Origin of the sequence: Rathayibacter tanaceti (assembly GCF_001634385.1) — a bacterium.
Lineage (GTDB): Bacteria > Actinomycetota > Actinomycetes > Actinomycetales > Microbacteriaceae > Rathayibacter > Rathayibacter tanaceti.
In genome coordinates, this window is sequence record NZ_LIIN01000001.1 from 1 (window position 1) to 26,915 (window position 26,915).

The window sequence follows — 26,915 nt, forward strand, 5'->3', positions numbered from 1 at the left end:
CGCGGCGACCGCCGAGCTGCCCGCGGCGAGCGCCCTCGCCGTGGAGCCGGCGGCGACCACGACGGAGGCGCCGGTCCTCGCCTGGCCGTCCTACGGCTCCGGAGCGGTGGCGGCCGTCGGCATCGCCGGTGCGGAGGAGGGCGGGCTTCTCGCGCGCTACGGCTCCGACGACACTCTCCCGACCGGGAGCATCGCGAAGGTCGTCACCGCTCTGATGATCCTGGCTGCGAAGCCGATCGCGGACGGCACGGACGGCGAGACGATCACCTTCTCCACTGCCGACGTGCAGTACTACAACGAGACCCTCGCCGAGAACGGCTCGAACGCCCCGGTGACCGCGGGGCTCCAGTTGACCGAGCGGCAGGCGCTGACGGCGATGATGCTCCCCTCCGCCAACAACTACGCGAAGTCGCTCGCCGTCTGGGCCTACGGCTCCGAGGAGGCGTTCCTCGCCGCCTCGCGGACCTGGCTCGACGGTCAGGGCCTGTCGCGCACCTCCCTCGCCGACACGAGTGGACTCTCGCCCGCGACCGTGAGCACGACGGCCGAGATGGTGCGGCTCGGCGAGCTGCTGATCGGCGACCCCGTGCTCGCCGCGATCGTCGCGCTGCCGAGCGCGGTCGTCCCCGGCGTCGGGACGATCGAGAACACGAACTCGCTTCTCGGACGGTCGGGCGTCGACGGCATCAAGACGGGGACGACGGACGAGGCGGGGGCCTGCCTCCTCTTCTCAGTGGACGCGACGGTGGACGGGCAGCCGGTGACCCTGGTGGGCGTGGTGGTGGGGGCGGGCACGCATCCGCAGCTCGCCGCCGACGTGCTCACGCTGATCCCGACGGTCGAGGCAGGATTCCGCTCCGTTCCGCTGACGACAGCGGGCCAGGACTACGGCAGCCTCACGAGCGCGTGGGGCGAGACCGCGACGGCGGAGACGGCCGAGGCTCGCTCGGTGCTCGTCTGGGGAGCGGTCTCGACGACCGCCTCCGTCGCGCTCGACCCGCTCGAGGTCGTCGCCGACGGCCAGCGGGTCGGGACGGCGACCGTCCAGGTCAATGGGACGCCCTACGAGCTTCCGCTCGTCGCCGACGGCGTGATCGAGGATCCGGGCTTCGGCTGGCGCCTCGTGCACCCCGGTGAGCTCTTCGGCTAGTCGCCGTCGATCACGATCCGCACGCCGGCGGTCGCGATGTCCTCGGCGACCTGCTCCGGCGTCGCGTTGCCGGGGACCACCGGAGGGATCGCGGACGGGTCGGTGCGCCAGAGCTGAGCCGACGGCCGCTTGGCGGTGATGAAGTCGCCGGAGGACTGGTGGCGGACGCGGCGCAGGACCCACGGGACGAGGTACTCCCTGGCCCACTGGATGTCCTCCGTGCGAGCGGCGCGCCAGGTGCGGGCGGGCAGCGGCTCCGGAGCGAGAGGACGCAGGTCGTTCTCGACGGCGAGCGCCTCCAGCACCATGCGCGCGACCTCGTGGTGCCCGTGCGGATTGAGGTGCAGGCGGTCGGGGGCCCACATCCGCACGTCCTGGATCTCCTGCAGCGACCACTGGTCGGCGACGATGCAGTCGTACTGCTTGGCCAGGGCGCGGAGGTTCTCGTTGTAGATGGCGACCTTGCCGCGGATGCGCCCGAAGACGGGCGAGAAGCCACGTCGACTCCGGTGAAGAGCACGACGGTGGCACCGTTGGAGCGCAGGCGCGCCAGGCCGGACTCGAAGCGCGCGGCGATGTCGTCGGGATCGGTCCCGGGGCGGATGACGTCGTTGCCGCCCGCCGAGATGGTGATCAGATCGGGTCGCAGCTCGAGCGCGGGCTCGACCTGCTCGTCGACGATCTGCTGCAGGAGGCGGCCGCGCACGGCCAGGTTCGCGTAGGCGAAGTCGTCGTTCTGACGTCCCAGCACCTCCGCGACGCGATCGGCCCAACCGCGGTGACCGCCCGGGCTCGCGGGCTCGGGATCGCCGATGCCCTCGGTGAAGGAGTCGCCGAGGGCGACATAGCGGGACCACGGATGACGCTGTTCGACCATCCCTCCATTGTGCTCCGAGCCCGGGCACGGGTGTCACCGGGCGACACGCCGCACGTCCCGCGCAGGGTCGCGGTGGACCGTGCGCTGTCGGAGGCGTCGGCTAGATTCGGTCCACGTGAACAGTCCCTCGAGCTTCGGTCATCAGGTCGGCACCTCCGCCGCCGAGCACCTGTCCCCGTCGTTCCCTGGGCGGGCCCCGTGGGGCACGGCGAACAAGCTGCGGGCCTGGCAGGCGGAGGCTCTCGAGGCGTACTTCCAGCACGAGCCGCGGGACTTCCTCGCCGCCGCCACCCCGGGTGCGGGCAAGACGACCTTCGCGTTGCGCCTGGCCGCCGAGCTGCTGCACAACCGCACGGTCGAGCGCATCACCGTGGTCGCGCCCACCGAGCACCTCAAGCGCCAGTGGGCGGAGGCGGCGCACCGCGTCGGAATCCGCCTCGACCCCACCTTCACCAACCGGATGGGCAGGCACGCGCGGCACTTCCACGGCGTGGCCGTCACCTACGCGCAGGTAGCGGTGCGGCCGGAGCTCCACCGTGAGCTCACGCTCTCTGGGCGTTCGCTCGTGATCCTCGACGAGGTGCACCACGGCGGTGACGCGTTGAGCTGGGGGGACGCGATCCGCGAGGCCTTCGAGCCCGCGGTGCGGCGCCTCTCGCTCACCGGGACGCCCTTTCGCTCGGACACCGCCCCCATCCCGTTCGTCAACTATCTGCCCGACGAGGAGGGCATCCGCACCTCGCTCACCGACTACTCCTACGGGTACGGCCGCGCGCTCGCCGACGGCGTCGTCCGGCCCGTCCTCTTCATGGTGTACGCCGGCCAGATGCGCTGGAAGTCGAAGGCCGGCGACGAGATGGAGGCGCGGCTCGGCGAGGGCAACACCAAGGACGTCACGGCGCAGGCTTGGCGCACGGCGCTCGACCCCCGAGGAGACTGGATCCCCTCGGTGCTGCGCGCGGCGAACACACGTTTGAGCGAGGTGCGTCGTTCCGTCCCGGACGCGGGCGGGCTCGTCATCGCCACCGACCACTACTCCGCCCGGGCCTACGCCGCCATGCTCCGCGAGATCAGCGGAGAGCCCGTCACCGTCGTGCTCTCGGACGAGAAAGAGGCGAGCGACCGGATCGAGGAGTTCTCGAAGGACACCGGCCGGTGGATGGTCGCGGTGCGCATGGTGTCGGAGGGGGTGGACGTTCCGCGTCTGGCCGTGGGCGTCTACGCGACATCGGCATCGACTCCGCTGTTCTTCGCCCAGGCCGTCGGCCGCTTCGTGCGGGCCCGGCGCCGCGGCGAGACCGCCTCGATCTTCCTCCCGAACGTGCCGGGGCTGCTCGCGCTCGCGAGCTCCATGGAGCAGCAGCGCGACCATGCTCTCGACCGCAGGACGTCGGACGACGAGGAGTACCCCGAGGCCGACCTGATGGGCGACGCCGAGCGCTCCGAGAAGGCCTCGTCGGAGCTCCTCGAGGAGGGGCGCTTCGAGTCGCTCGGCTCGGCGGCGACCTTCGACCGCGTGGTCTACGAGGGCGCCGAGTTCGGCATGGAGGTCGAGGTCGAGAGCGAGGAGGAGCTCGACTTCATCGGGCTTCCCGGGCTGCTGGAGCCCGACCAGGTGCGTGAGCTGCTGCAGCACCGTCAGCAGCGCCAGGCGAAGCGGGCAGGCTCGCGTCCCGGAGCTGCGGCAGCCCCCGAGGCGAAGGAGAGCGAGATCCCCGCGCCGCTGTACCGCACGCTCAAGGAGCAGCGGAGTCTTCTGAACTCGCTGGTCGGGCTCTGGGCACGGGGGACCGGCGAGAGCCACGGGCAGGTGCACACCGAGCTGCGCCGGCTCTGCGGGGGGCCGGCTGTGGCACAGGCCAGTGTGACCCAGCTGCAGGCGCGGATCGATCTGCTCCGGCGCAGGCTCGGCTCGCACTGAACCCGCGGCGGCCTGCTCAGGCTGACCGCTAGCCGATCGAGCCGCCCCGGCGCCAGCCCTCGCCGCAGCCCACGGCTCGACCGTACTGTTCGAGCGTGACCCACCGGATCGTCCTGCCCGCCGCCCGGGCCGTGGCACGATGCGAGCGGCGGTTCCGGCCGCGGGTCGAGACCGCCGGAGGAGGGAGGCTCGATGAGCGCTGACCGTCAGGGGAATGCTCGAGAGACGCTCGCTAAGGTGGGCAGTCGGTCCGTCGTGGAGACGCCGGACCCTCACCCCCGACGTCGGGCATCCGCAGACCGCACATCGGCCTCTCCCGGATCGCCCGAGAATGATCCCCTGAGGAGTCTCGTGGAGACCTGGCCCGGAACCGCCTACCCGCTGGGCGCGACCTTCGATGGAAGCGGCACGAACTTCGCCCTGTTCAGCGAGATCGCCGAGCGCGTCGAGCTGTGCCTGTTCGACGAGGACGGCACCGAGACCCGCGTCGAGATCCTCGAGTCCGATGCCTACGTGTGGCACTGCTACCTGCCGCAGGTGCAGCCGGGTCAGCGCTACGGCTATCGGATCCACGGCCCGTACGATCCTGCGACCGGTCACCGCTGCAACCCGAACAAGCTTCTGCTCGACCCCTACGCCAAGGCCGTCTCCGGCGAGATCGACTGGGACCAATCGCTCTTCTCGTACACCTTCGGCGACCCGGACTCGACGAACGACGAGGACTCGGCGCCGCACATGATGCTCGGCGTCGTCATCAACCCGTTCTTCGACTGGGCGGGTGACCGGCGTCCGCGCACCTCCTACGACAGCACTGTGATCTACGAGGCCCACGTGAAGGGCCTCACCAAGAGCCACCCCGAGGTTCCGGAGGAGCTGCGCGGCACCTACGCGGGCGTCGCTCATCCGGCGGTCATCGACCACCTGAAGCACCTCGGCATCACGGCGATCGAGCTCATGCCGGTGCACCAGTTCGTCAACGACTCGACGCTGATCGAGAAGGGCCTCTCGAACTACTGGGGATACAACACCATCGGCTTCTTCGCGCCACAGAACACCTACGCCTCCATGGCCGATCAGGGCCATCAGGTCCAGGAGTTCAAGAGCATGGTGAAGGCCCTGCACGCGGCCGGGATCGAGGTCATCCTCGATGTGGTCTACAACCACACGGCCGAGGGCAACCATCTCGGCCCCACGCTGTCCTTCCGCGGCATCGACAATGAGGCCTACTATCGGCTCGTCGACGACGACAAGCGCTATTACATGGACTACACCGGCACCGGTAACACCCTGAACGTGCGCCACCCGCACTCGCTGCAACTGATCATGGACTCGTTGCGCTACTGGGTGACCGAGATGCGGGTCGACGGCTTCCGCTTCGACCTCGCCTCGGCTCTGGCGCGGGAGTTCTACGACGTCGACCGGCTCTCGACCTTCTTCGAGCTGGTCCAGCAGGATCCGGTGGTGTCGCAGGTGAAGCTGATCGCCGAGCCGTGGGATGTGGGACCCGGCGGCTACCAGGTCGGCAACTTCCCACCGCAGTGGACGGAGTGGAACGGGAAGTACCGCGACACCGTGCGCGACTTCTGGCGGGGCGAGCCCTCGACGCTGGGGGAGTTCGCCTCCCGGCTGACCGGCTCGGCCGATCTGTATGCGCACTCGGGCCGCTACCCTGTCGCCTCGATCAACTTCGTCACGGCTCACGACGGATTCACGCTGCGCGACCTCGTCTCGTACAACGAGAAGCACAACGATGCGAACGGCGAGGACGGGAACGACGGCGAGTCGCACAACCGCTCCTGGAACCACGGCGTCGAGGGGCCGACGGACGATCCGAGGGTGCTCGCTCTCCGGGCTCGGCAGCAGCGCAACTTCTTGGCGACCATGCTCATCTCGCAGGGCGTGCCGATGATCCTGCACGGCGACGAGCTCGGCCGCACTCAGAACGGCAACAACAACACCTATGCCCAGGACAGCGAGCTGACCTGGGTCGACTGGGCGCACGCCGACCGGCCGCTGCTGGAGTTCACGGCAGCACTGATCCGCCTGCGTGCCGAGCACCCGACCTTCCGGCGGATGCGCTTCTTCGATGGGCGACCCGTGCTGCGCGGGACCGGCGAGCCGCTGCCGGACATCGTCTGGTTCACAGCAGCGGGTACCGAGATGGCGCCCTCGGACTGGGACTCGGGGCTGGGCCGGTCGGTCGGCATCTACCTCAACGGCAACGGGATCCGCGAGCGCGATCAGCGCGGCCGGCCCGTCACGGATGACAGCTTCCTGCTGTATTTCAACGCCGACGACGTCGACGTCGAGTTCTCCATCCCGAGCGACGAGTACGCGCTGGCCTGGAGCGTCCTGGTCGACACCGCCGGCGCCGAGGCGGACTCGATCCCGCGCCCCGCCGGCGCGACCCTGACCGTCCAGGCGAAGTCGCTCGTCATCTTGCAGGAGCACAGCGCCCCCGAACCCGAGGTCGACCATTCGGTCGCCGCCTCCCTCGCCTCGCTCGCCGCGACATCGGCGATCCCGATCGTGACCTCGACGGGGCGGACCAGTCCCTCCGCCGAGTCGACCGATTCCGCGACCGCCCCCTCGACAGGAGCCTGACGTGCGTCTGCCCGCTTCCACCTACCGCCTCCAGATCCGCTCCGCGTTCGGCCTCGACGAGGCGGCGCGCGTCGCCGACTACGTGCGCACCCTCGGAGCCGACTGGCTGTACTTCTCTCCGCTGCTGCGGGCCGAGCCCGGCTCGGACCACGGCTACGACGTCGTCGATCACAGCGAGGTCGATCCGGAGCGCGGTGGTGCGGCGGGTCTGGCGACCGCAGCACGGGCGGCGAGGACCGAGGGACTCGGCGTCCTGATCGACATCGTGCCGAACCACATGGGCGTCGCGACTCCGAGCGAGAACTCGTGGTGGTGGGACCTGCTGAAGAACGGCCGGTCCTCTCGCTACGCCACGGCGTTCGACGTCGACTGGGAGGCGGGCGGCGGCAGGCTGCGCATCCCGCTCCTGGGCGACGGTGCGGCAGAGGGGGACAGCGAGAGCGAGCTCGACGCGCTCGAGGTCGTGGGAGACGAGCTCCACTACTACGAGAACCGCCTGCCCCTCGCGCCGGGAACCGCTCGGCCGGGCGACTCCGGTCGGACGGTGCACGAGCGGCAGAACTACGAGCTGGTGAACTGGCGCCGCGCCGACGCCGAACTGAACTACCGTCGCTTCTTCGCTGTCAACACCCTCGCCGCCATCGCTGTCGAACGGCCGGAGGTGTTCGACGCCTCGCACCGCGAGATCGTCCGCTGGTTCACGGAGGGACTCGCCGACGGCCTCCGAGTGGACCACCCGGACGGTCTGGCGGATCCCGGGAGATACCTCGACGACCTGTCGCGCGCCATCGGCGGTGCGCCGGTGTGGGTCGAGAAGATCCTTGAGGGAGACGAGGAGCTTCCTCCTCACTGGGCCACCGTGGGCACGACGGGGTACGACGCTCTTGCCGACATCGACCGGATCCTCGTCGATCCCTATGCCCGCCCTGTGCTCGAGGGCCTCGACGCCGAGTTGGGCGGGGGAGGACCACCGGTGGTCTGGGCCGACCTGATCCACGACACCAAGCGCGGAATCGCGGACGGCATCCTCCGCTCGGAGGTGCTGCGCCTGGCGCGGCTGCTGCCCGGGATCGAGGGGGCCGACGACGCCCTGGCGGAGCTCCTCGCGACGTATCCCGTGTATCGCAGCTACCTGCCCTACGGCGCGGAGCACCTCGAGCATGCGCGGGTCGAGGCGGTCCGTCGCCGTCCCGAGATCGCTGCCACCGTCGACGACGTCGCCGCGGCGCTCGCCGAGACGGGCTCTCCCGTGTCCGTCCGATTCCAGCAGACGTCCGGCATGGTCATGGCCAAGGGTGTCGAGGACACCGCGTTCTACCGCTTCAGCCGCCTCACGTCCCTCAACGAGGTCGGAGCGGATCCCGATGAGTTCGCGATCGACCTCGTCGAGTTCCATCGTCGTCAGGGCGTGCGCCAGGCAGCGTTCCCCGCGTCGCTCACGACCCTCTCGACGCACGACACCAAGCGCGGCGAGGACACGCGGGCCAGGATCACGGCGTTGGCCGAGGACCCGGAGGCGTGGGCGTCGACACTGCGCGACCTGCATGTCCGGGCTGGCTTCGGTGACGGCCCGGTCGAGCACCTGCTCTGGGAGGCGATCGTGGGCGCGTGGCCGGCCGCGCGCGACCGCTTGCACGCGTACGCAGAGAAGGCCTCGCGCGAGGCGGGCAGCTCGACGCGCTGGACCGCCCCCGATGAGGCGTTTGAGAAGCGGATGCACGCCGCCGTCGATGCCGCGTTCGACGAACCGGAGGTACGCCGTCTGATCGAGGAGACCGTCGAGCGCGTCTCGGCCGCGGGCTGGTCGAACGGTCTCTCGGCCAAGCTCGTGCAGATCACCGCTCCCGGCATCCCCGACGTCTATCAGGGCAGCGAGCTCTGGGAGACGTCGCTGGTCGATCCGGACAACCGCCGCGAGGTCGATTTCGACCGTCGTCGCGCTCTGCTCGAGCGGATCGACGGCGGCTGGAAGCCCGAGATCGACGCAGAAGGGGCCGCGAAGCTGCTCGTCACCTCGCGCGCCCTCCGCCTCCGCCGCGATCGCCCAGAGCTGTTCACCCGCTATGCCGCCGTTCCGGCGATCGGTCCGGCCTCTGAGCACGCCATCGCCTTCGACCGCGGCGGCGCTCTGACGCTCGCCACGCGTCTGCCCGAGGGGCTCGCCGTCGCGGGCGGATGGCGCGACACCGTGATCGTCCTCCCCGGGCACCCTGTCGAGGACGTCCTCACCGGTCGCACCTTCGCGGGCGGAGCGACTCCTGTAGCCGAGCTTCTCGTCGACTACCCCGTCGCCCTGCTCGCCCCGGTCTCCTGATCGGCCGAGCAGCCCTCTCCCCGACCCCTTCGACACCTCCTGGAGACCGCCGTGACCCGCACGACTCCCTACCGCTATGCACGTCCGGCGACCGGACCTGAGCGTTTCGACGTCTGGGCTCCCGCGGCGTCCGCCGTCGAGCTCGTCCTGGGTGCCGACTCGCCCCTGCCCATGACCCGGCTCGGTGAGGAGGGCTGGTGGCGTGCCCCCGCATCGGCTCCGGTCTCGGGCGACGTCGACTACGGGTACCGGATCGACGGCAGCGGCCCGTTCCCCGATCCGCGCTCGCGCCGCCAGCCGGAGGGCGTGCACGAGCTCTCGCGGACGTACGATCCCTCGTCGCACGAGTGGACGGATGGGCCGTGGACCGGCCGTGAACTCGCCGGCGCCGTGATCTATGAGCTGCACATCGGGACCTTCACGCCGGAAGGCACATTGGACGCTGCTGCGGGCAAGCTGGAGCACCTGCGCTCGATCGGGGTCGACTTCGTCGAGATGCTTCCGGTGAACGCGGTGAACGGGACCCACAACTGGGGTTACGACGGAGTGCTCTGGTACGCCGTCCACGAGCCGTACGGCGGACCGGAGGCCTACCAGCGCTTCGTCGACGCCGCGCACCGCGTGGGCCTCGGGGTCGTGCAGGACGTCGTGTACAACCACCTCGGACCCAGCGGGAACTACCTCCCGGAGTTCGGTCCGTACCTGAAGAGCGAGAAGGCCAACACCTGGGGCAGCTCGATCAATCTGGACGGCGACGGGTCGGATGCCGTTCGCGGCTACATCATCGACAACGCCCTGATGTGGCTGCGCGATTACCATGTGGACGCCCTGCGGCTGGATGCGGTGCACGCCCTGTCGGACGAGCGAGCGGTGCACGTGCTCGAGGAGATGGCCTCCGAGGTCTCCGTGCTCTCGGCGCGCGTGGGGCGGCCCCTCACCCTGATCGCCGAGTCGGATCTCAACGACCCACGGCTCATCACCCCGCGCGAGGCCGGCGGCTACGGTCTGGATGCGCAGTGGAGCGACGACTTCCACCACGCTGTGCACGTCGCGGTGACGGGAGAGACCACCGGGTACTACCAGGACTTCGCCCCACTGGGCGCCCTCGGCAAGGTCCTGACGAAGGGCTTCTTCCACGACGGCACCCTGTCGACGTTCCGCGGCCGTCACCACGGCCGCCCTGTCGACACCGAGCTCATGCCCACCTGGCGGCTCGTCGTCTGCAGCCAGAACCACGACCAGATCGGCAACCGGGCGATCGGGGACCGGTTGACGGCGACGCTCGACGAGGGCCGTCTGGCGATCGCCGCCGCGCTGACCCTGCTCGGACCGTTCACTCCGATGCTCTTCATGGGGGAGGAGTGGGCGGCATCGACCCCGTGGCAGTTCTTCACCTCGCACCCCGAGAAGGAACTCGGGGAGGCGACAGCGAAGGGCCGTATCGCCGAGTTCGCCAGGATGGGTTGGGACCCGGAGGTCGTGCCCGACCCCCAGGACCCCGAGACCTTCCTCCACTCTCGGCTCGACTGGTCCGAGGTCGGGGAGGGACGCCACGCCCGCGTCCTGGCCGTGTACCGCGAGCTGGCGGCGATCCGCCGCCGCTTCCCGGAGCTCACGGATCCTCGCTTCGGCTCGGTGCGGGTGGATCTCGACGAGCAGGATCGCTGGTTGACGCTCGGACGAGGTCGCGTCACTCTCGCGATCAACGTGGGCGAGGCGGCGGCGCGGGTGCCGCTGCCCGAGGTGACGGAGTCGCTCCTGGGCGTCGGTGAGTGCGCCGTGCAGCCGGGTGACACCGAGGTCGACCTCGGCGCCTCCTCGCTGCTGGTGATTCTGGGCGCCCCCGCCTGAGGTCTCACGTCTGACCGCGGAGTACTCCGTCGCGGTCAGACCCGTACTCCATCGTCGTGGACGAGCAGGAGGGCCCTCAGTGGGATGGCCCGGCGGTGGCAGGCCGCGGCGAGGTCACGCGCGAGCACGCGATCGGCCTCACCCAGGAACGCCCGACCCGGTCGTTCGAGGGCGAAGGCCAGTGAGCCGACGTCCTGGTGCGCGACGGCCTTCGCCAGCGTGGCGACGATCCGCTCGGTCTTCTCCTCGTCGGGATGCACGGGCAGCCCCTCGATCGGGTAGAGGATCGGCAGCTGCACACCCGTGCGGTCGAGGAAGATCGGCCAGAGCGCGCGGCGATAGGCCGGTCCGATCAGCGACGAGACGCGCTCGCGCAGCTCGCGATCGTTAAGGAGCGGCGCATCGAGGTGCGGGGGCGGATCGGCGCGGTCGAGGGTCGTCATGGTGTCGCTTTCTCGTGGTGCGAGTAGTCGCTTCTGGTGGGTCATCGGAAATTGCGGGACGTGGTATGCGCGCCGACCGTGAGGGTCTCGAACCGATCGGCGAGCAGATTGGTCACCCCCTCGTCGGAGCGCTCGAGGATCCCTCTGACGAGCAGGGCGGGTGCCTCGCGTGCAACGCGGCGGTGACGGTTCCATACTCCGACGGAGCAGATCACGTTGAGGATCCCGTGCTCGTCCTCGAGGTTAAGAAAGGTCACTCCGCCGGCTGTGGAGGGACGTTGACGGTGGATCACGACCCCGCCGACCTCGATCCGGGTCCCGGAGGGGGTTCCGCGGAGGTCGGCGGTCGACCGCGCTCCGCGGCGTGCGAGGGCCTCGCGCAGATGCCGCAGTGGATGGTCGTCCGGCGAGATCCCGGTGGCCCAGAAATCGAAGACGACCCGTTCCTGAGGCGAGAGCATGGGCAGCAAGGGCGGTTGGACGACGACCGTCGAGCCGGCGAGGAACTCCTCGCGATCGCCTGCAGCCGTCCCCGATTCCCAGAGCGCCTGCCTGCGCTCGAGCCCGAGCGAGTCGAAGGCTCCTGAAGCACCGAGCGCCTCGAGCTGGGCGGCGCTGGTGCCCACCCGCCGCGAGAGGTCGGCCATGCTCGAGTAGGGTCCACCGCGCTCCCGTTCTGAGACGATACGGTCGGCCAGCTCGGTGCCGATGCCCTTCACCCCCGCGAGCCCGAGTCGTATCACGAAGCCGCTGTCTCGGCGGTGGTCGTCCGTGTCGAAGTGCTCGGAGCGGTCGAAGAGCCCGGTGGGAGGCTGATCGGCGCAGAGGCACTCGTCCCTTCCGGAGGCCGCACCTCCCTGATACGGGGGCGCGCCCTCCCGCGCCTCGAGACCAGGAGGGGCCAGCGAACGGTTGATGTCGGGGGACTCGACCTCGACCCCGTGCCGTCGGGCGTCGGCGACCAGTGTGTGCGGAGCGTAGAACCCCATCGGCTGGGCCCGCAGCAGCGCTGCGGTGAAGGCTGCCGGGTAATGCAGACGGAGCCACGCGCTGGCATAGACCAGCAGGGCGAAGCTGATCGCATGGCTCTCGGCGAAACCGAAGTTGGCGAACGCCTGGATCCGCAGGTAGATGTCGTCGGCGACCTCACCCGTGATTCCGTTGCGCGCCATCCCCTCGTAGAGCCGCTCGCGCAGGCTCTCGATCTTCTCGGTCCCGCGCTTGGAGCCCATCGCGCGTCGCAGCAGGTCTGCGTCCTCCGCCGTGCAGTCGCCGACCGACACAGCGACCTGCATGAGCTGCTCCTGGAAGAGCGGGACACCCAGGGTGCGCTTGAGCGGAGTGACGAGCAGCGGGTGCTGGTAGGTGACCGGTTCCTCGCCGAGCTTGCGTCGGATGTAGGGGTGGACTGCTCCGCCCTGGATCGGCCCGGGCCGGATGAGGGCGACCTCGATCACCAGATCGTAGAAGCGCCTCGGCTGCAGACGGGGGAGCGTGCCCATCTGGGCGCGGCTCTCGACCTGGAACACTCCGATGGAGTCGGCGCGGCAGAGTTGGTCGTAGACGCCCTTCTCCTCCCTCGGGATCGTCGAGAGGTCCCACTTCTCACCGACGTGCTCGGCGACGAGATCGAAGGTGTACTGCAGCGCCGCGAGCATCCCGAGCCCGAGCAGGTCGAACTTGACCAGGCCCATCCAGGCGCAGTCGTCCTTGTCCCATTGGAGGACCGTCCGGTTCTCCATCCGCGCGGGTTCGATGGGGCAGACCTCGCCCACCGGGCGCTCGGTGAGCACCATCCCGCCGGAGTGGATGCCCAGGTGTCGAGGGGTCCCGAGCACCCGGGTGGTCAGCGAGACGACGTCCTCGGGCATGTCGTGGTCGGTGCTCTCGGTGATCGAGCCCCAGCGTTCGACCTGCTTCGACCAGCCGTCCTGCTGCCCGGCGCTGTAGCCGAGAGCCTTGGCCATGTCGCGCACGGCGAACTTGGGGCGGTAGGTGATGACGTTGGCCACCTGGGCTGCGTTCAAGCGTCCGTACGTGCGGTAGACGTACTGGATCACCTCCTCGCGCCGCTCGGAATCGAAGTCGATGTCGATGTCGGGCTCCTCGTCGCGGATGCTGGAGAGGAAACGCTCGAACGGTAGGTCGTAGAAGATCGAGTCGACCGCGGTGATCCCGAGCACGTAGCAGACAGCCGAGTTCGCTGCAGAGCCGCGGCCCTGGCAGAGGATGCCGTTGCGCTTGGCGTACTGGACGATGTCGTGCACGATCAGGAAGTAGCCGGGGAAGTCCTTCTCCTCGATCACCGCGAGCTCCTTGTCGAGCCTGGCGAGGACCTCGGGGTCGTCGCGCGAGTACTTGGTGGGCACCGCTTCCCGGACGAGGGCGCGCAGCCAGCTCATCGAGGTGTGGCCCTCGGGAACCTCCTGGCGGGGTAGACGCGGCCGCACCCGGCCGAGTTCGAAGGCGATCTCGTCGGCGACGAGGACGGTGTTCTCGACGGCGCCCGGATAGCGGGCGAAGCGCTCGGCCATCTCGGCTCCCGAGCGCAGGTGCGCGCCGCCGGCCGCGGGCAGCCAGCCGTCCATCTCGTCGAGGCTCCGTCGCGCCCGGACCGCGGTGAGCGCCGTCTGCAGAGGTCGCTCCTCCGGGCGGGCGTAGTGCACGTTCCCGGTGGCCACCGGCCGCAGCCGGAGGCGCTCGGCGATCCCCATCAGCAGGTCGTTGTACCGCGAGGCGAGCGGATCACCGTGGTCGTAGAGCTCGACGAGGACGTTGCGTGCTCCGAAGAGCCTGACGAGTTCGCGGATCTCTCGCTCCGCGGCTGCTTCGCCTGAGGCGGCGAGGGCCTGGCGGACGGCTCCCTTCCGGCAGCCCGTGAGGACGATCCAGTGCCCCTCGGCCGCTCGGCCGAGCTCCTCGAGATCGTAGCTCGGCTTGCCCTTTTCGGCACCGGCGAGCTGAGCCGCCGTGATGGCGCGGGCGAGGCGGTGGTAGCCCGCCTCGCGACGGGCGAGGACCAGCAGGTGCGACCCTTCCGGATCGGCGACGCCGTTCTGTGGTGCTGTGAGTCCGAGCGAGAGCTCGGCACCGAAGGCCGTGCGCACGCCCTGGCCCTGTGCGGCCTCGGCCATCCTGACGATGCCGTAGAGCCCGTCGTGGTCGGTGAGGGTGAGGGTGTCGATGCCGAGCCTGACCGCCTCCTCGACCAGATGTTCGGGCCTGCTGGCACCATCGAGGAAGCTGAAGTGGGAGTGGGCGTGCAGCTCGGCGTAGGGCACACTCCGCACCGGTGGCCGGACGTCGTCGCCGGGGACGTAGGCGGGACGCTTGTGCGACCATGCGGGGCTGTCGCCGCCGTCGCCGCGGACGATCGTGCCGTCGGCGCGGCGGCCGCTGGAGAGGCGTCGCTCGAACTCCGACCACGGGATCGGCGGATTGTTCCAGCCCATAGGGGCTCCTTCGGTACTCGGGACGTGCAGTGCGCAAGGGGTGCGCGAGGGATGGTGCCCCATGTCGGATCGTGTTCCGTGCGGGGCATATCAGGTGCGGGCTCAGTCGTAGCGGGCTTCGGCCGCCCACTGCCCGTCGAGGCAGAGCAGCAGCCAGGCGACTCCCGCGGAATCGACCACCTGGAAGCGGTCGTAGCGGACTGCGGTGCGCGGATCCCACCACCGTTCGTCGATCGGCCAGGGTCCTGCCCAGCCCGCCACCGCCTCGAGACGGCTTCGGGAGGTGCCCGGAGCGAAGTAGGCGAGCGCGGCAGTGAGAGCGCCTCGCTCATCGACCGAGACGGGTTCGCCCTGCGGCCCGCGCACCACGACGGCAGCGGGCTCGGCGAAGACGGTCGGTGGTAGCGGCGGCGGCAGCGACCCGGGCCACGGTAGGCCCAGGGGCCGCGCATCACCGGGTTCGCGGTCGACCCAGGGGATCAGGTGCTGGCGATCGCGCAGCGCTCGTCCTCCTCCGATCGATGCGGTCATCACGGCCTCGTGCCCGAGCATGCTCTGCACGCGGCTGAGCCCGTGATGCACGCGCTCCTCGGGAGCAGTGCCCCACAGACCCTGCTCGTGGTGCCCGATCGCGTCGACGGACTCGGGTTCGACGCAGAGCCGTGCGATCGGAGCACCGAGCCCGGTGTCGATCGCTCCGCTGCCCTGCAGCTGCCAGCGGACGCGGTCGAGAACGTCACCCGGGCTGAACCAGCGCGGGTGCAGCCAGCTCCGCGACGAGATCTCACCGCGTTCGCTGACGACCTCGATGCGGATCGCGGTCGCGACCAGCTGCGCCCGGGTGAGCCCGGCGACGAACTCCTCGGCGGGGACGCGGAAGGCGAAGGCGGCCTGATCGATGCGGTCCAGGGGCGGCTCGAACTCCATCGCGCGGTCGAGCCGCTCAGGTGGCAGCCTCGGCACCACCGTCGCTGTCTCACCCCCGGCGGCGAGCTGGTGGGCCCGGGCCCCGTCGGGACCGAAGCGAGCCGCGACGTCTTCCCGGGGAAGAGCCGCGAAGGCGCCCAGGGTGCGCACGCCGAGCTTGCGCAGCAGGGCCACGAGGCCGTCTCCGCGGGCCGGCACCCGAGACGGAGCGGCGACGGCCTCGGTTTCGAGCGCGTCGAGGGGGAGAGGGGAGAGGAACGCCGCAGCCGCTCCCTGCGGGACGATCGTCACCGGACGACCGGAGTGCTTGGCGGCGAGCTCGGAGGCGAAGAGTCCGTCGGCGATGCCGATCCGCACGTCGAGAAGGCCCCGTTCTGCCAGCCTCTGCAGGATGGCCTCGGCGGCTGACTGTTCACTGCCGTAGTAGCGCCGGGGACCCCTGGCGCGGAGGGCGCAGAGACCAGGACGGATCAGCTGCACCCCCGGGGTGATCTCTTCGAGCGCCTGCATGAGCGGTTCGAACGCCCGGTGGTCGAGCACCGGGTCGTACGGCAGCACCGTCAGACCGGTGCAGCGGGACTGCGCTTCACGGATCCGCATCCCCCGACGCACTCCTTCTGCCCGGGCCGCGGGGGAGGAGGCGAAGACGAGGCTCTTCTCGGAGAGGACCAGCGGCTCCTCTGCGCCGAGTCTCGCCTCGGCAGCCGCCGCGAGGAGGGGCCAGTCCGGGCACCAGACGAGGATCGTCCGGCGCAGCTCGGGTGCGCTCGTCATCTCAGACCGCCCGTTCGTGCAGACGGGCGTGCTCGCCAGGGTGCCGAAGACCTGCTCGACGCCGGGCATGCTCATCCTCACGGTGCGCACCCGTGTGCCGGCACGGCCGACGACATCGACCATCGCCTCCCGCGAGCGGAGGTAGCCGTGTCCGCGCCCAGACCCTCCCAGCGGCTGCTGCGGATGCTCAGCCTGGCCTCGGCCTGCGGCCACTCGCCGAGGACCACGAGTGCCGCGCCGCGTTGGCGCAGCCGTGCTCCGAGCCGGGACACATCGGCCGACGAGACGGAGGCGGGCGGACGCGTGAGCACCACGGTGAGCACGTCGACCAGCGCGGCGGTGACGGTCAGCCAGTGCTCGGCGGGCGAGGGCACGAGAACGAGCCGTTCGAGGTCGATGCCCATGCCCGCTGCCGCCTCGGCACCGAACTCCGGCACACCGACGACTCCGCACCAGGAGCCCTCGGACGAGGGGCCGGCGAGCAGGCCCATCGCCAGGCTCATGGATCCCTCGACCGAGTAGGCAGCGCCCTGCTTGAGCGAACCGCCGGGAAGCACCGAGGAGAAAGCGGGCAGCGTGGCGAGGCCCGTGGTCTCGAGCCTCGTCACCTGCATGTCCCGGATCCGTGACTGCAGCTCCTTCACCGACGCGAGCTGCCGCAGGAGGGGTTCTGCGACCTCGGCCGTCTCCGTGGAGACAGGGGTGGAAGGGGGGCTCATCTGCCCATATTCGAACATGTGTTCGAGTATGTCAATCGCTACCGACATCCGCCGAGGGTCCCGCGGAGGGAGGGGAGAACGCTTCGGAGGGGCCGCCTGTGGAGGAGCCTCCGCGCCACTGGTGAAAGCGCTTCCGCGCAGTCTGCCACCCTCCTCCGACACGGCCAGGGCGGGCGCCGACAGCCGCGTCACCGAGCCGAGCCGCCCCTGTCGCCGCCTCTAGCATGGGAGCCATGCCCGACGCCCTGACCGACCCTGCCGACCTCGACGTCACCGCTCCCGACGCACCGGCCGCACCGCGTCGACGCACCCTCGTGGTCAAGATGGGCTCCAGCTCGGTCACCAAGCAGTCCGGCCCCGATCCCGTGCTTCTGGCCAGCGCCCTCGAGAGCGCTTTCGCCGCCAGGACTCTGGGCTGGGACGTCGTGCTCGTCTCCTCGGGCGCCGTCTCCTCCGGTCGGGCGCTCTTCGCTCGCTCCCAGGACGAGCCGATCAGCCCGCGTCTGGCCGCCGCCGTCGGTCAGACCGTGCTCATGGGGTTCTACCGCTCGGTCGCCGAGCTCTCTGGCTCACTGGTCGCGCAGATCCTGATCGGCGAGTCCGATCTGGCCTCACCCGGGCAGATGTCGCACGTCGCGGAAGCGATCCGCAACGCTCTCGACGCAGGCGTCGTGCCGGTGGTCAACGGCAACGACACCATCGACTCCGCCGGTTCGGACAATGACGGTGTCGCAGGAGGCCTGGCCATGCTCCTCGGTGCAGATCTGCTCCTTCTGCTGACCGATGTGCCCGGCGTTTTCGCGGGCAGCATCGCCGAGGGGGTGCATCTCGATGAGCTGGGCATCGCGGAGCTGCGCCGGATCGGGGTGCAGAAGGGCGGCACCGGTCGTGGCGGGATCCGCTCGAAGCTGCGCGCCGCTGAGCTCGCAGCGCACAACGGCGTCTCGACCAGGATCGCCGGATCGCGCACCCCCGACGTCATCCTCGGCGCTCTGGAGGGCCCCGGCCCGGGGACGCTCGTGCGCGCCGTTCATGCGCATCCTCCGATCGAGCAGCGCTGGATCTCGGGGGTCGCCACCGCGCGGGGCCGTGTCGAGATCAATCTCGAGGCCGAGCGGAGCATCGCCGCGGGATCGAGCCTGTTCGCCTCCGGCATCAAGCGCGTCTCGGGCGATTTCGGCGGCGGCGACGTCATCGAGGTCCGCGCGCTGGGCGGCGAACTCCTCGCGCGCGGCGTCTCGCGCGTCTCCTCCCGCCTGCTGACCCTGGTCAGGGCGCTCCGGGTCGACGAGATCGCCCGGGTCTTCGTGGCCGTCCTGGGCCATGCCGCCTCCGCGGCGGCCGACCCCACTGCCGATCCGGAGCAGCGCCCGCAGCTGACCCGCGCGATCGAGTACGCCCGAGCTCTGTCCTCCGAGCACGCCCGCGCCGTCGCGATGGAGATCGTCTCCCTCTTCCCCGCCGAGAGCATCACCGCTCTGCTGGGCCAGGCTTCGGAAGAACGCAGTCTGGTCGAGCGCTACACCCGTCTCGTGCGCACTCTCGCCATCGTCGAGAACGAGGACCTCGCTGTTCTCCGGTCCTGATCGAGGAAGGGGGTGTCACCTGATCGTGCGTTTCGCGCCGCCGCGTCATGATCGCCGATCCCGCACGTCTCTCTGATGAAGGTGCCGATGATGGGCGCCCCGACGAAACGGATGATGATGAGCGTCCCCGCATTCACCGCTGGCCACACCTCCCAGTACCACATCTCGGTCGAGAGCTTCGAGTCCGAGCGCCTCGCGCGTCGGCTCGCGCTTCTCGAGGAATCGATCGCCCAGGGCGAGCGTGCTCTGCGCGGCCGGATCGACCCGAGCACCGGCCAGGTGATCCCCGGCGCCTGCGGCGGCCACCGTGCGCAGCTGCTCAGCAACCTCACGACCGAGCGAGCGCTGGCCGAGCGGATCCGAAGCATGATGACCGCGCGGGGCTGAGGGGTGCGCGCGGCACGATGGGGCCATGGGCGCCATCGCCGTCGCCGGTCTCGCCCAGCACTTCCATCCCGCCGAGCGCGGAACGGTCCGCCTCGAGATCCGGCGCGAATCGCGCTCGCGGCCGCAGGCGCTGTCCGAGGTCAGCGTCCTGCACGCGCGGATGCGCGAGGAGGCGGCGGCCGAGCGGGCCTCGGGCGTCGCCACCTGGTGGTCCGCCGACCAGGTCTCCGTCTCGATGGTCCGCCGGTTCCTCAAGGACTCCGATGTCGCGCAGCTGTTCCCTGTCGCGGCCGCCGGAGTGCGGGTGAAGTACCGCGATGTCGCAGCTCTCGGGCAGTGGGTCGGGTCGATCGCGGAGGTCCCGGGGGTCCAGGTCTCCGGAGTCGACTGGGACGTCACGGCCGCTCGACGAGCGAGCATCGAGCGCGATGTCCGCATGGCCGCCGTGCGCGATGCCCGGGAGCGAGCGGAGGCCTACGCCGCAGCCCTCGGGCGCCCCGACGTGCGCCTGCTGGCTCTCTTCGAGCCCGGCCTGCGCCCGAACACGCGCATCGAGGGGGGCCGGCGCTGATGAGCCGCACCGCGACGTTCGGTTCGTCGGAGGAGTCGCTCGCCCTCAAGCCGGAGGACATCGAGGTCACCGCCTCGCTCTCCGTGGACTTCGACGCCTCCTGAGTCCGGTGCGGTGTCCAGGGCGGTGCGGTGTCCACGGTGGTGCGGTACCGCTGCATCCCCACGAGTGTCGATCGCTCCTCGACGCGTTCTGCCGCTGACCTTCAGGCCCGTCGTCGACGCCGGTCGCCCCACCATTGCGGAGCGACCGGGGAATACCGCCGACCGGTCGGACGCTGAACGGAGCATGGTCTCGCGCATCGGCTTCCTCTCCTTCGGTCACTACCAGTCGGTGCCCGGGTCGATGACGCACACCGCGCGAGACGTCCTGCTCCAGACGGTCGAACTCGCCGAGGCGGCCGAAGAGATCGGGCTCGACGGCGCCTACGTCCGCGTCCACCACTTCGCGCCGCAGCTGGCGTCGCCGTTCCCACTGCTGGCGGCCATCGCCGCACGCACGCGCCGCATCGAGATCGGCACCGGCGTGATCGACATGCGCTACGAGAACCCGCTCTACATGGCGGAGGAGGCGGCCGCGACCGACCTGCTCTCGGGCGGCAGGCTCGAACTCGGAGTCAGCAGGGGATCGCCCGAGACCGCGCTGCGCGGCTCGGAGGCCTTCGGCTTCGTCCCTCCCGAGGGAATGACCGACGCCGATCTCGCCCGACACAAGGTGCAGCTCTTCCGTGAGGCGCTCGCAGGCGCACCGGTCGCTCAGTCCGACCCCGCGATGACGGGCCAGTCGGTCCCGCTCTCGATCGAGCCGCGCTCGCCCGGTCTCGAGAACCGCATCTGGTGGGGCGCCGGCAGTTTCGCCACCGCCCGCTGGGCGGCGGAGCAGGGCATGAACCTCCAGTCCTCCACCCTTCTGCTCGAGGAGGAGGGCATCCCCTTCGACGAGCTCCAGGCGCGTCAGATCCGCGAGTACCGGTCGGCGTGGGAGGAGGCGGGCTGGGACCGCACTCCTCGCGTCTCCGTCTCGCGCAGCGTCCTGCCGATCACGAGCGACCTCGACCGCCTCTACTTCGGCGGCCGCGGCGAACGCGACCAGATCACCTCCCTCGAGGGCGTGCGCGCACGCTTCGGCCGCAGCTTCACGGGCGAGCCCGATGTCCTCGCCGCGGAGCTCGCGGGGGACGTCGCCGTCCAGGAGGCGGACACCCTGCTGCTGACCGTCCCCAACCAGCTCGGCGTTGAGTACACGCCCGGCTCCTGCGCACCGTTGCGGACTCCATCGCGCCGGCGCTGGGCTGGGCCCCGGCGACAGTGACTCGGGCAGCGTAGCTGCGGCGCGCGGCGATCGATCGCGACGGCCAGTGGCTCGGCCTGACTCAGGGGCGTCGCGCTGCTGTGGAACGAGCCGCGAGCATGCGCAGAACGTCCGAGGGGTGAGCCTCCGGATCGGTGATGTCGTCGATGCGGTGCGCGACCACGCCCTCGTCGAGGATCAGAGTGCAGCGCTGATACAGCGTGCGTCCCTCGACCTCGATCGTGTTGAGCACATCCCGCAGGTGCAGCTCCTCGTCGGACACGAGCGGATACCCCAGGTGCAGACGGGCGTGCGCCTCGCGCTGCTCCTCCGGCGACTGACTCGACAGGCCGATGACGCGGACGTCCAGTGCACCGAAGTCCGCGGCGAGATCGCGGAAGGAGCGCGACTCCGCGGTGCAGCCGCGCGCGCCGGGGATCTCGTCCCACCCCGCCGGCGCACCCTCCGGCGGACTGATGCGCGGGTGCACGAACACGACGACCGTTCCCCTCTCGTCCGCGAGCACCGTCGATCCGCCGTCGGTCGAGGCGAGCGGGTGGCGCGGGAGGATCAGCACGGGCCGATGCTATCGGCGCTCGAGCGTCGCGGTCGTCGTGCGCCGCTGACGTCGCATCTCCTCGGACGCGCCGCGTTCTGCTGCCGGGCCAGTCGGTCGATGTCGGGAACGCCGTTCAGAGCGACCCGCAGGAAACGAGTGCGCCGCGAGCGGGCATAGTCGAGGCATGACCCACCCGGACCTGGTCGTCCTGACGCCGGCCGCGCGCGCGATCGTCGCCGCCGTCGTCCGAGCGGGCGGGCACCCCCTGATCGTCGGCGGAGCCGTCCGAGATGCGCTGACGGGGGCTGATCACGACGGCACCGTCGCCATCCAGACGCTCGGCCCCCTGGACGTCCGGCAGCTCGTCGGCGCCCTTCAGGCCGTCGGCCGAGTGGACGAACCCGGCGAGTCCTCGGGTGCCGTCATCGTGCACGCGCCCGGCGGGGACGTGGAGGTGCGCCTGCCGCGGCGCGCTTCCTCCAACCGACACCGAGCGACGTCTCAGCGCCTCGACGCCGCGGACGCGCTCGACGCCGCGGACGCGCTCGGCGACCAGGACGTCACGGTGGACGCCATCGGCTGGGACCCCACGACGGGACACCTCATCGACCCGCATCACGGAGTCGCCGACCTCGCCGCGGGTGTCCTGCGACACATCGCCGTCGACGTCGCCACCGATCCGCTCCGGGTGCTCCGTGCGGTGACGCTCGCGGGCCGGCTCGGCTTCACGATCGCCCCCGAGACGGCCGCACTCGCCCGGTCGACCGCCGAGGCCGTCCCGTCCCTCGTCCGAGAGCAGGTGTGGGCCGAGCTGGTGGAGCTCCTGACCCGCGGCCGATCCTTCTCCCACGCGCTGACCGCACTCGAGGAGACCGGGTGGGAGCGGCACCTGCCCGAACTCGCCGCCACCCGCGGCGTCCCGCAGGACCCGGTCTGGCACCCGGAGGGCGACGTGCACCGGCACCTCGCCCTCGCGGCCGATGCGGCGGTGGCGATCGCCGATCGTGACGGACTCGACGATGACGAACGCCTCCTCCTGGTCACGACGGCCCTCCTTCACGATCTCGGGAAGGCGACGCACACCCACCGGGAGGACGACGGGCGGATCACCTCTCGCGGACACGCTCACGCGGGCGTCGCCCCTGCTCGTGCGCTCCTGTCCCGGGTGGGCGCGCCCGCTGAGCTCATCGACCAGGTCGGGGTCCTCATCGCGGAGCACATGAGCCACCTCAGCGGTCCCACTCGACCCGCCGTGCGTCGCCTCCTGCATCGCCTCGCGGGGCCTTCCGGCGCGGGCCCGTCGCTCGCGACCTGGGCGCGCGTGGTCGAGGCCGATCTGACCGGTCGTGAAGCCGGCCGGAAGCCGGCTCCCGGACCCCTGTGGCTCGCTGTCGCGGCGACCCTGCCGGGCGGAGCAGCCGCTGCACCGCTTCTGCGCGGTCGGCACCTCCTCGACGCCGGCGTCCGGCCCGGCATCGGCATGGCGCCGGTGGTCACCGCCTCCGTCCGCGCGCAGGAGGCGGGCGAGTTCGACGACCTCGACGGGGCGATCGCGTGGCTGCACGGGTTCGTTCGGACGGGTCGCTACGAGGCCCTGTACCGGGCAGAGGTCGACAGACGCCGACGTTCATGAGCAGCAGGCGGGCATGGCCCGGGAGGACGAGACCTTCCGGCTGTTCCTCGGCCCGTTAACCACGACTTCCCCCGGGCGATGAGCCGCGGGGGAAGATCCTGTGTCCGAGGGGGGACTTGAACCCCCACGCCCTATACGGGCACTAGCACCTCAAGCTAGCGCGTCTGCCATTTCCGCCACCCGGACGGGTGTTGTTTTCGGCCTGCGTTTCCGCGGCCGAAGAAGACATTAGCACGGTTCGGAGAGCCGTTCCGCCACCTCCGGGAACGCGGTCGCACCCTCCGCAGCCCGGCCGTCGGGCGGCCTCTCTCGTGCGGGTGCGGAGGCGGGCGGCGCCTGCGCGGTACCGTTGCTCGCATGCCCGACAGCGCAGACCGGACCGATGCACGCCTCGACGAGACCGCGCTGATCGCGCGGGACCTCATCCGCTTCGACACGAGCAACTACGGCGACGGCAAGGCCGAACCCGAGCGACCGGCCGCCGAGTACGTCGCCGCGAAGCTGCGCGATCTCGGCCTCGAGCCCGAGCTGATCGACTCCGATCCGGGACGCACCAGTGTCGTCGCCCGGGTCGCCGGTGAGGATCGCGAGCGCGGCGCGCTCGTGGTGCACGGGCACCTCGACGTGGTGCCCGCCATCGCTGACAACTGGAGCGTCGATCCCTTCGGCGGCGTGATCAAGGACGGCATGCTCTGGGGCCGGGGCGCGGTCGACATGAAGAACATGGACGCCATGATCCTCGCCTCACTGGGCGACATCCTCCGCGAGGGCCGCCGCCCGTCCCGTGACCTGGTCGTCGCCTTCTTCGCCGACGAGGAGGCCGGAGGAGTGCGCGGGTCCGCCCACCTCGTCCGCACCCGACCGGAGCTGTTCGCCGGGGCGACCGAGGCCATCAGCGAGGTCGGCGGCTACTCGATCGAGCTGGCGGGCAAACGCGCCTACCTCGTGCAGACCGGCGAGAAGGCCTTGATGTGGCTGACCCTGCGTGCCCACGGCACCGCCGGGCACGGCTCTCAGATCAACACCGAGAACGCGGTCACGCGACTCGCGCAGGCCATCGCGCGCATCGGCAGTGAGGAGTGGCCCACTCGTCTCACCGACACCACACGTGAGCTGCTCGACGAGGTGGCACGCCTGCTCGGTCACGACCCGCAACGCAGCACACCGGAGGAGCTCGCCCTCGCCACCGGTACCGCTTCCCGGTTCATCGCGGCCACGCTGCGCACGACGGCCAACCCGTCGATGCTCTCCGCCGGCTACAAGGCCAATGTCATCCCGGACACCGCCGAGGCGACGATCGACGTCCGTGTGCTGCCGGGGGAGGAGGACGCGGTCCTCGAGCGGCTGAAGGTCCTCGCCGGCGAGCACGTCGAGATACTAGTGCAGCACCGCGACATCGGGCTCGAGGTGCCCTTCGCCGGGCCGCTCGTCGAGAGCATGGCCGCCTCGCTCCGGCGGTTCGATCCGGAGGCGGAGGTGCTGCCCTACCTGCTTTCGGGGGGCACCGACAACAAGGCCCTCTCGACACTCGGCATCACCGGATACGGTTTCGCGCCACTCCAGCTCCCGCCGTCACTGGACTTCCCGGCACTCTTCCACGGGGTCGATGAGCGCGTCCCACTCGACGCACTAGTGTTTGGCAGGAAGGTCCTGACCGATCTCCTGCTGCGATCCTGAGGTCAGTTCCGACCGACACCGACCGCCTGCTGGCCGACGACGCACCAGCCCTCCTCGAAAGTGACGCATGGGCCTGCTCGACGCTCTGATCCTGGGACTCGTCCAGGGTCTGACCGAATTCCTCCCCATCTCCTCCAGTGCCCACCTCCGGATCGTCAGCGAACTGCTGCCCGGTCTGGGCGGGCGCGACACCGGAGCCGCGTTCACCGCGATCACGCAGCTGGGCACCGAGACCGCGGTCATCATCTACTTCTGGCGCGACATCGTGCGCATCGTGTCGAACTGGTGCCGTTCGCTCGTGGGTCGCGTGCCCCGCTCCGATCCGAACGCCCGGATGGGCTGGCTGATCATCATCGGCAGCCTTCCGATCATCGTCCTCGGCCTCGTGTTCCAGGACGCGATCGAGACGACGCTCCGTTCGCTCTGGGTGGTCGCGACGACGCTCATCGTCTTCGGCATCCTCCTCGGCATCGCCGACGCGGTGGGCGCGAAGAAGCGCCGCCTGCGCGATCTCGGCGTGCGCGACGGCCTCGTCTACGGAGGCGCGCAGGCGCTCGCGCTGATCCCCGGCGTCTCGCGGTCGGGCGGCACCATCACCGCCGGCCTCTTCCTCGGCTACGAGCGCAAGGCGGCGGCACGCTACTCCTTCCTGCTCGCCATCCCCGCCGTGTTCGGCAGCGGCCTGTACCAGCTGTACAAGAGCATCAGCGACCCGGAGGTGCTGCCCAACCAGATCCAGGTCGGCGGGCTCGAGACACTGGTCGCGACGGTCGTGGCCTTCGTGGTCGGCTTCGTGGTGATCGCGTTCTTCATGAGCTACATCTCGCGTCGCAGCTTCCTCCCGTTCGTGGTCTACCGCATCGTGCTCGGCGTCGTCCTGATGGTTGCGCTCGGCACCGGCCTCATCGCCGCCTAGATGCGCGCCTGGAACGCCCCCGTCGTCCCCGCGCTGCCGGGCCGCGGGCCTGTACCCCGGATCCACGACACGCCCACCGGCGGTCTCGTCGATCTCGCCGCCGACGAGGGAGTCGCGCGCCTCTACGTCTGCGGCATCACGCCCTACGATGCGACGCACCTCGGCCACGCGTCGACCTACCTCGCCTTCGACACGGTGCAGAGGCTCTGGCTCGACGCCGGGTACTCGATCGACTACGCGCAGAACGTCACCGATGTCGACGATCCACTCCTCGAGCGCGCCGCGGCCACCGGCGTCGACTGGCGAGAGCTCGCCGAGGAGCAGGTCGAGCTGTTCCGCGGCGACATGGCCGCGCTGCGCATCCTGCCGCCCTCCCACTACGTGGGTGTCACCGAGACCATCGCGCCCATCGCGGAGGCCGTGGCCCGGCTGGAGCGGGACGGCGTCGCCTACCGAGTTCCCGCCTCCGACGCAGCGGCGCCCGGCGCGGCCGACCTCTATTACGACGTCGCCGCCGCGGAGAGCGCCGTCTGGCACCTGGGGAGCGAGAGCGCTCTCGACAGGGAGGCCATGGAGTCGCTGTTCACGCAGCGCGGGGGAGATCCCGGGCGTGCGGGCAAGCGCGACCCGCTCGATCCGCTGCTCTGGCGGGCGGAGCGCGCGGGCGAACCGGCGTGGGACGCTTCCGTCGGCCGGGGGCGTCCGGGCTGGCACATCGAATGCTCCGTGATTGCGCTCGACCGTCTCGGCCCCGAGTTCACGCTCCAGGGCGGAGGGAGCGACCTCGCCTTCCCGCACCACGAGTTCAGCGCTGCCCACGCGGCGTCGCTCTCGGGCCGTCCGCTCGCGAGTGCCTACGCCCACGCCGGCATGGTCGCCTACCAGGGCGAGAAGATGAGCAAGTCGCTCGGCAACCTGGTGCTGGTGTCGCGGCTGCGGGGCGAGGGAGTCGGCCCGAGGGCGGTCCGCCTCGCGCTGCTCGCCCACCACTACCGCTCCGACTGGGAGTGGCTGCCCGACGATCTGCCGGCCGCTCAGGCGCGCGTGAACCGCTGGGAGGAGTCGCTCACCGCCTCCGGCCCGCGCTCGAGTCTCGAGGTGCTGGCGCAGCTGCGGGCGGCACTCGCGGACGACCTCGACACTCCCGCAGCTCTTGCGGTGGTGGACGCCGCCCTGACCGACGGGGTCGACGACCCCGCGCTCCTCCGCGACACGCTCGACGCACTGCTCGGCGTGCGCCCGGCCTGAGCCTGCCTCGGCAGGG

Annotated in this window: 17 protein-coding genes, 1 tRNA gene and 2 pseudogenes; 13 read left to right on the forward strand and 7 right to left on the reverse strand. The window is 70.6% G+C overall.

Annotated features, from left to right (window positions below; genetic code table 11):
• Window positions 1-1,150: D-alanyl-D-alanine carboxypeptidase family protein (locus ACH61_RS00005; RefSeq protein ID WP_068206983.1), on the forward strand; the 1,150-nt coding region annotated here is incomplete at its 5' end.
• Here the strand turns inward: ACH61_RS00005 and ACH61_RS00010 are convergent.
• Window positions 1,147-2,027 (reverse strand): annotated as a pseudogene (locus tag ACH61_RS00010) (SGNH/GDSL hydrolase family protein). The gene ACH61_RS00005 and the pseudogene ACH61_RS00010 overlap by 4 nt on opposite strands.
• Window positions 2,028-2,142: 115 nt before the next feature.
• Between ACH61_RS00010 and ACH61_RS00015 the strand changes: the two are divergent.
• The 4 genes from ACH61_RS00015 (at window position 2,143) to treZ (ending at window position 10,717) form a co-directional block, all read left to right on the forward strand.
• Complete coding sequence (locus tag ACH61_RS00015; RefSeq protein WP_068206986.1) at window positions 2,143-3,948, forward strand: DEAD/DEAH box helicase; 1,806 nt, start codon at window positions 2,143-2,145, stop codon at window positions 3,946-3,948.
• A gap of 351 nt (window positions 3,949-4,299) precedes the next feature.
• Window positions 4,300-6,552, forward strand: coding sequence for a glycogen debranching protein GlgX (gene glgX / locus ACH61_RS00020; protein ID WP_068206991.1), 2,253 nt, complete (start codon window positions 4,300-4,302; stop codon window positions 6,550-6,552).
• A 1-nt stretch (window position 6,553) separates the two neighbouring features.
• A complete protein-coding gene (gene treY, locus ACH61_RS00025) occupies window positions 6,554-8,866 on the forward strand; it encodes a malto-oligosyltrehalose synthase (RefSeq protein ID WP_068206994.1) in 2,313 nt (770 codons plus the stop codon).
• 51 nt (window positions 8,867-8,917) lie between these two features.
• The gene (treZ, locus tag ACH61_RS00030) at window positions 8,918-10,717 is read left to right on the forward strand and encodes a malto-oligosyltrehalose trehalohydrolase (protein WP_068206997.1); all 1,800 of its coding nucleotides are present in this window, start codon (window positions 8,918-8,920) and stop codon (window positions 10,715-10,717) included.
• Between the two features lie 35 nt (window positions 10,718-10,752).
• Here the strand turns inward: treZ and ACH61_RS00035 are convergent, their stop codons facing one another.
• The 4 genes from ACH61_RS00035 to ACH61_RS00050 form a co-directional block, all read right to left on the reverse strand.
• Complete coding sequence (locus ACH61_RS00035) at window positions 10,753-11,160, reverse strand: hypothetical protein (protein ID WP_068207000.1); 408 nt, start codon at window positions 11,158-11,160, stop codon at window positions 10,753-10,755.
• A gap of 41 nt (window positions 11,161-11,201) precedes the next feature.
• Window positions 11,202-14,612, reverse strand: coding sequence for an error-prone DNA polymerase (locus ACH61_RS00040; protein WP_068207003.1), 3,411 nt, complete (start codon window positions 14,610-14,612; stop codon window positions 11,202-11,204).
• Between the two features lie 102 nt (window positions 14,613-14,714).
• Window positions 14,715-16,436 (reverse strand): DNA polymerase Y family protein, encoded by a 1,722-nt coding sequence (locus ACH61_RS00045; RefSeq protein WP_330220108.1) that lies wholly within the window; start codon window positions 16,434-16,436, stop codon window positions 14,715-14,717.
• A complete protein-coding gene (locus ACH61_RS00050) occupies window positions 16,391-17,032 on the reverse strand; it encodes a hypothetical protein (RefSeq protein ID WP_068207006.1) in 642 nt (213 codons plus the stop codon). Before ACH61_RS00050 ends, ACH61_RS00045 begins: the two co-directional genes overlap by 46 nt.
• Before the next feature lie 233 nt (window positions 17,033-17,265).
• Between ACH61_RS00050 and proB the strand changes: the two genes are divergently transcribed.
• The 4 genes and pseudogenes from proB (at window position 17,266) to ACH61_RS00070 (ending at window position 20,901) form a co-directional block, all read left to right on the forward strand.
• Window positions 17,266-18,618 (forward strand): glutamate 5-kinase, encoded by a 1,353-nt coding sequence (proB, locus tag ACH61_RS00055; protein ID WP_158286066.1) that lies wholly within the window; start codon window positions 17,266-17,268, stop codon window positions 18,616-18,618.
• A gap of 87 nt (window positions 18,619-18,705) precedes the next feature.
• Window positions 18,706-19,005, forward strand: a complete 300-nt coding sequence (locus tag ACH61_RS00060) for a hypothetical protein (protein WP_153038763.1) — start codon at window positions 18,706-18,708, stop codon at window positions 19,003-19,005.
• Between the two features lie 25 nt (window positions 19,006-19,030).
• The gene (locus tag ACH61_RS00065; protein WP_068207012.1) at window positions 19,031-19,576 is read left to right on the forward strand and encodes an SIMPL domain-containing protein; all 546 of its coding nucleotides are present in this window, start codon (window positions 19,031-19,033) and stop codon (window positions 19,574-19,576) included.
• Between the two features lie 288 nt (window positions 19,577-19,864).
• Window positions 19,865-20,901: pseudogene (locus tag ACH61_RS00070) on the forward strand (LLM class flavin-dependent oxidoreductase).
• A gap of 47 nt (window positions 20,902-20,948) precedes the next feature.
• Here the strand turns inward: ACH61_RS00070 and ACH61_RS00075 are convergent.
• On the reverse strand, window positions 20,949-21,443 hold the full coding sequence (locus ACH61_RS00075) for a peroxiredoxin (protein WP_068207014.1): 495 nt from the start codon (window positions 21,441-21,443) through the stop codon (window positions 20,949-20,951).
• A gap of 166 nt (window positions 21,444-21,609) precedes the next feature.
• On the opposite strand from ACH61_RS00075, the gene ACH61_RS00080 reads away from it, so the two are divergent.
• A complete protein-coding gene (locus ACH61_RS00080; protein WP_068207016.1) occupies window positions 21,610-23,058 on the forward strand; it encodes an HD domain-containing protein in 1,449 nt (482 codons plus the stop codon).
• A 101-nt stretch (window positions 23,059-23,159) separates the two neighbouring features.
• Here ACH61_RS00080 and ACH61_RS00085 read toward each other — a convergent pair.
• Window positions 23,160-23,244, reverse strand: a tRNA-Leu gene (locus ACH61_RS00085).
• A gap of 171 nt (window positions 23,245-23,415) precedes the next feature.
• Here ACH61_RS00085 and ACH61_RS00090 point away from each other — a divergent pair.
• The 3 genes from ACH61_RS00090 (at window position 23,416) to mshC (ending at window position 26,899) form a co-directional block, all read left to right on the forward strand.
• Entirely contained in the window at window positions 23,416-24,735 is a 1,320-nt protein-coding gene (locus ACH61_RS00090) for a M20/M25/M40 family metallo-hydrolase (protein WP_068207018.1), read from the forward strand.
• Between the two features lie 67 nt (window positions 24,736-24,802).
• Complete coding sequence (locus tag ACH61_RS00095; RefSeq protein ID WP_068207027.1) at window positions 24,803-25,651, forward strand: undecaprenyl-diphosphate phosphatase; 849 nt, start codon at window positions 24,803-24,805, stop codon at window positions 25,649-25,651.
• Window positions 25,652-26,899, forward strand: a complete 1,248-nt coding sequence (gene mshC, locus ACH61_RS00100) for a cysteine--1-D-myo-inosityl 2-amino-2-deoxy-alpha-D-glucopyranoside ligase (RefSeq protein ID WP_068207030.1) — start codon at window positions 25,652-25,654, stop codon at window positions 26,897-26,899.
• Window positions 26,900-26,915: the final 16 nt, after the last annotated feature.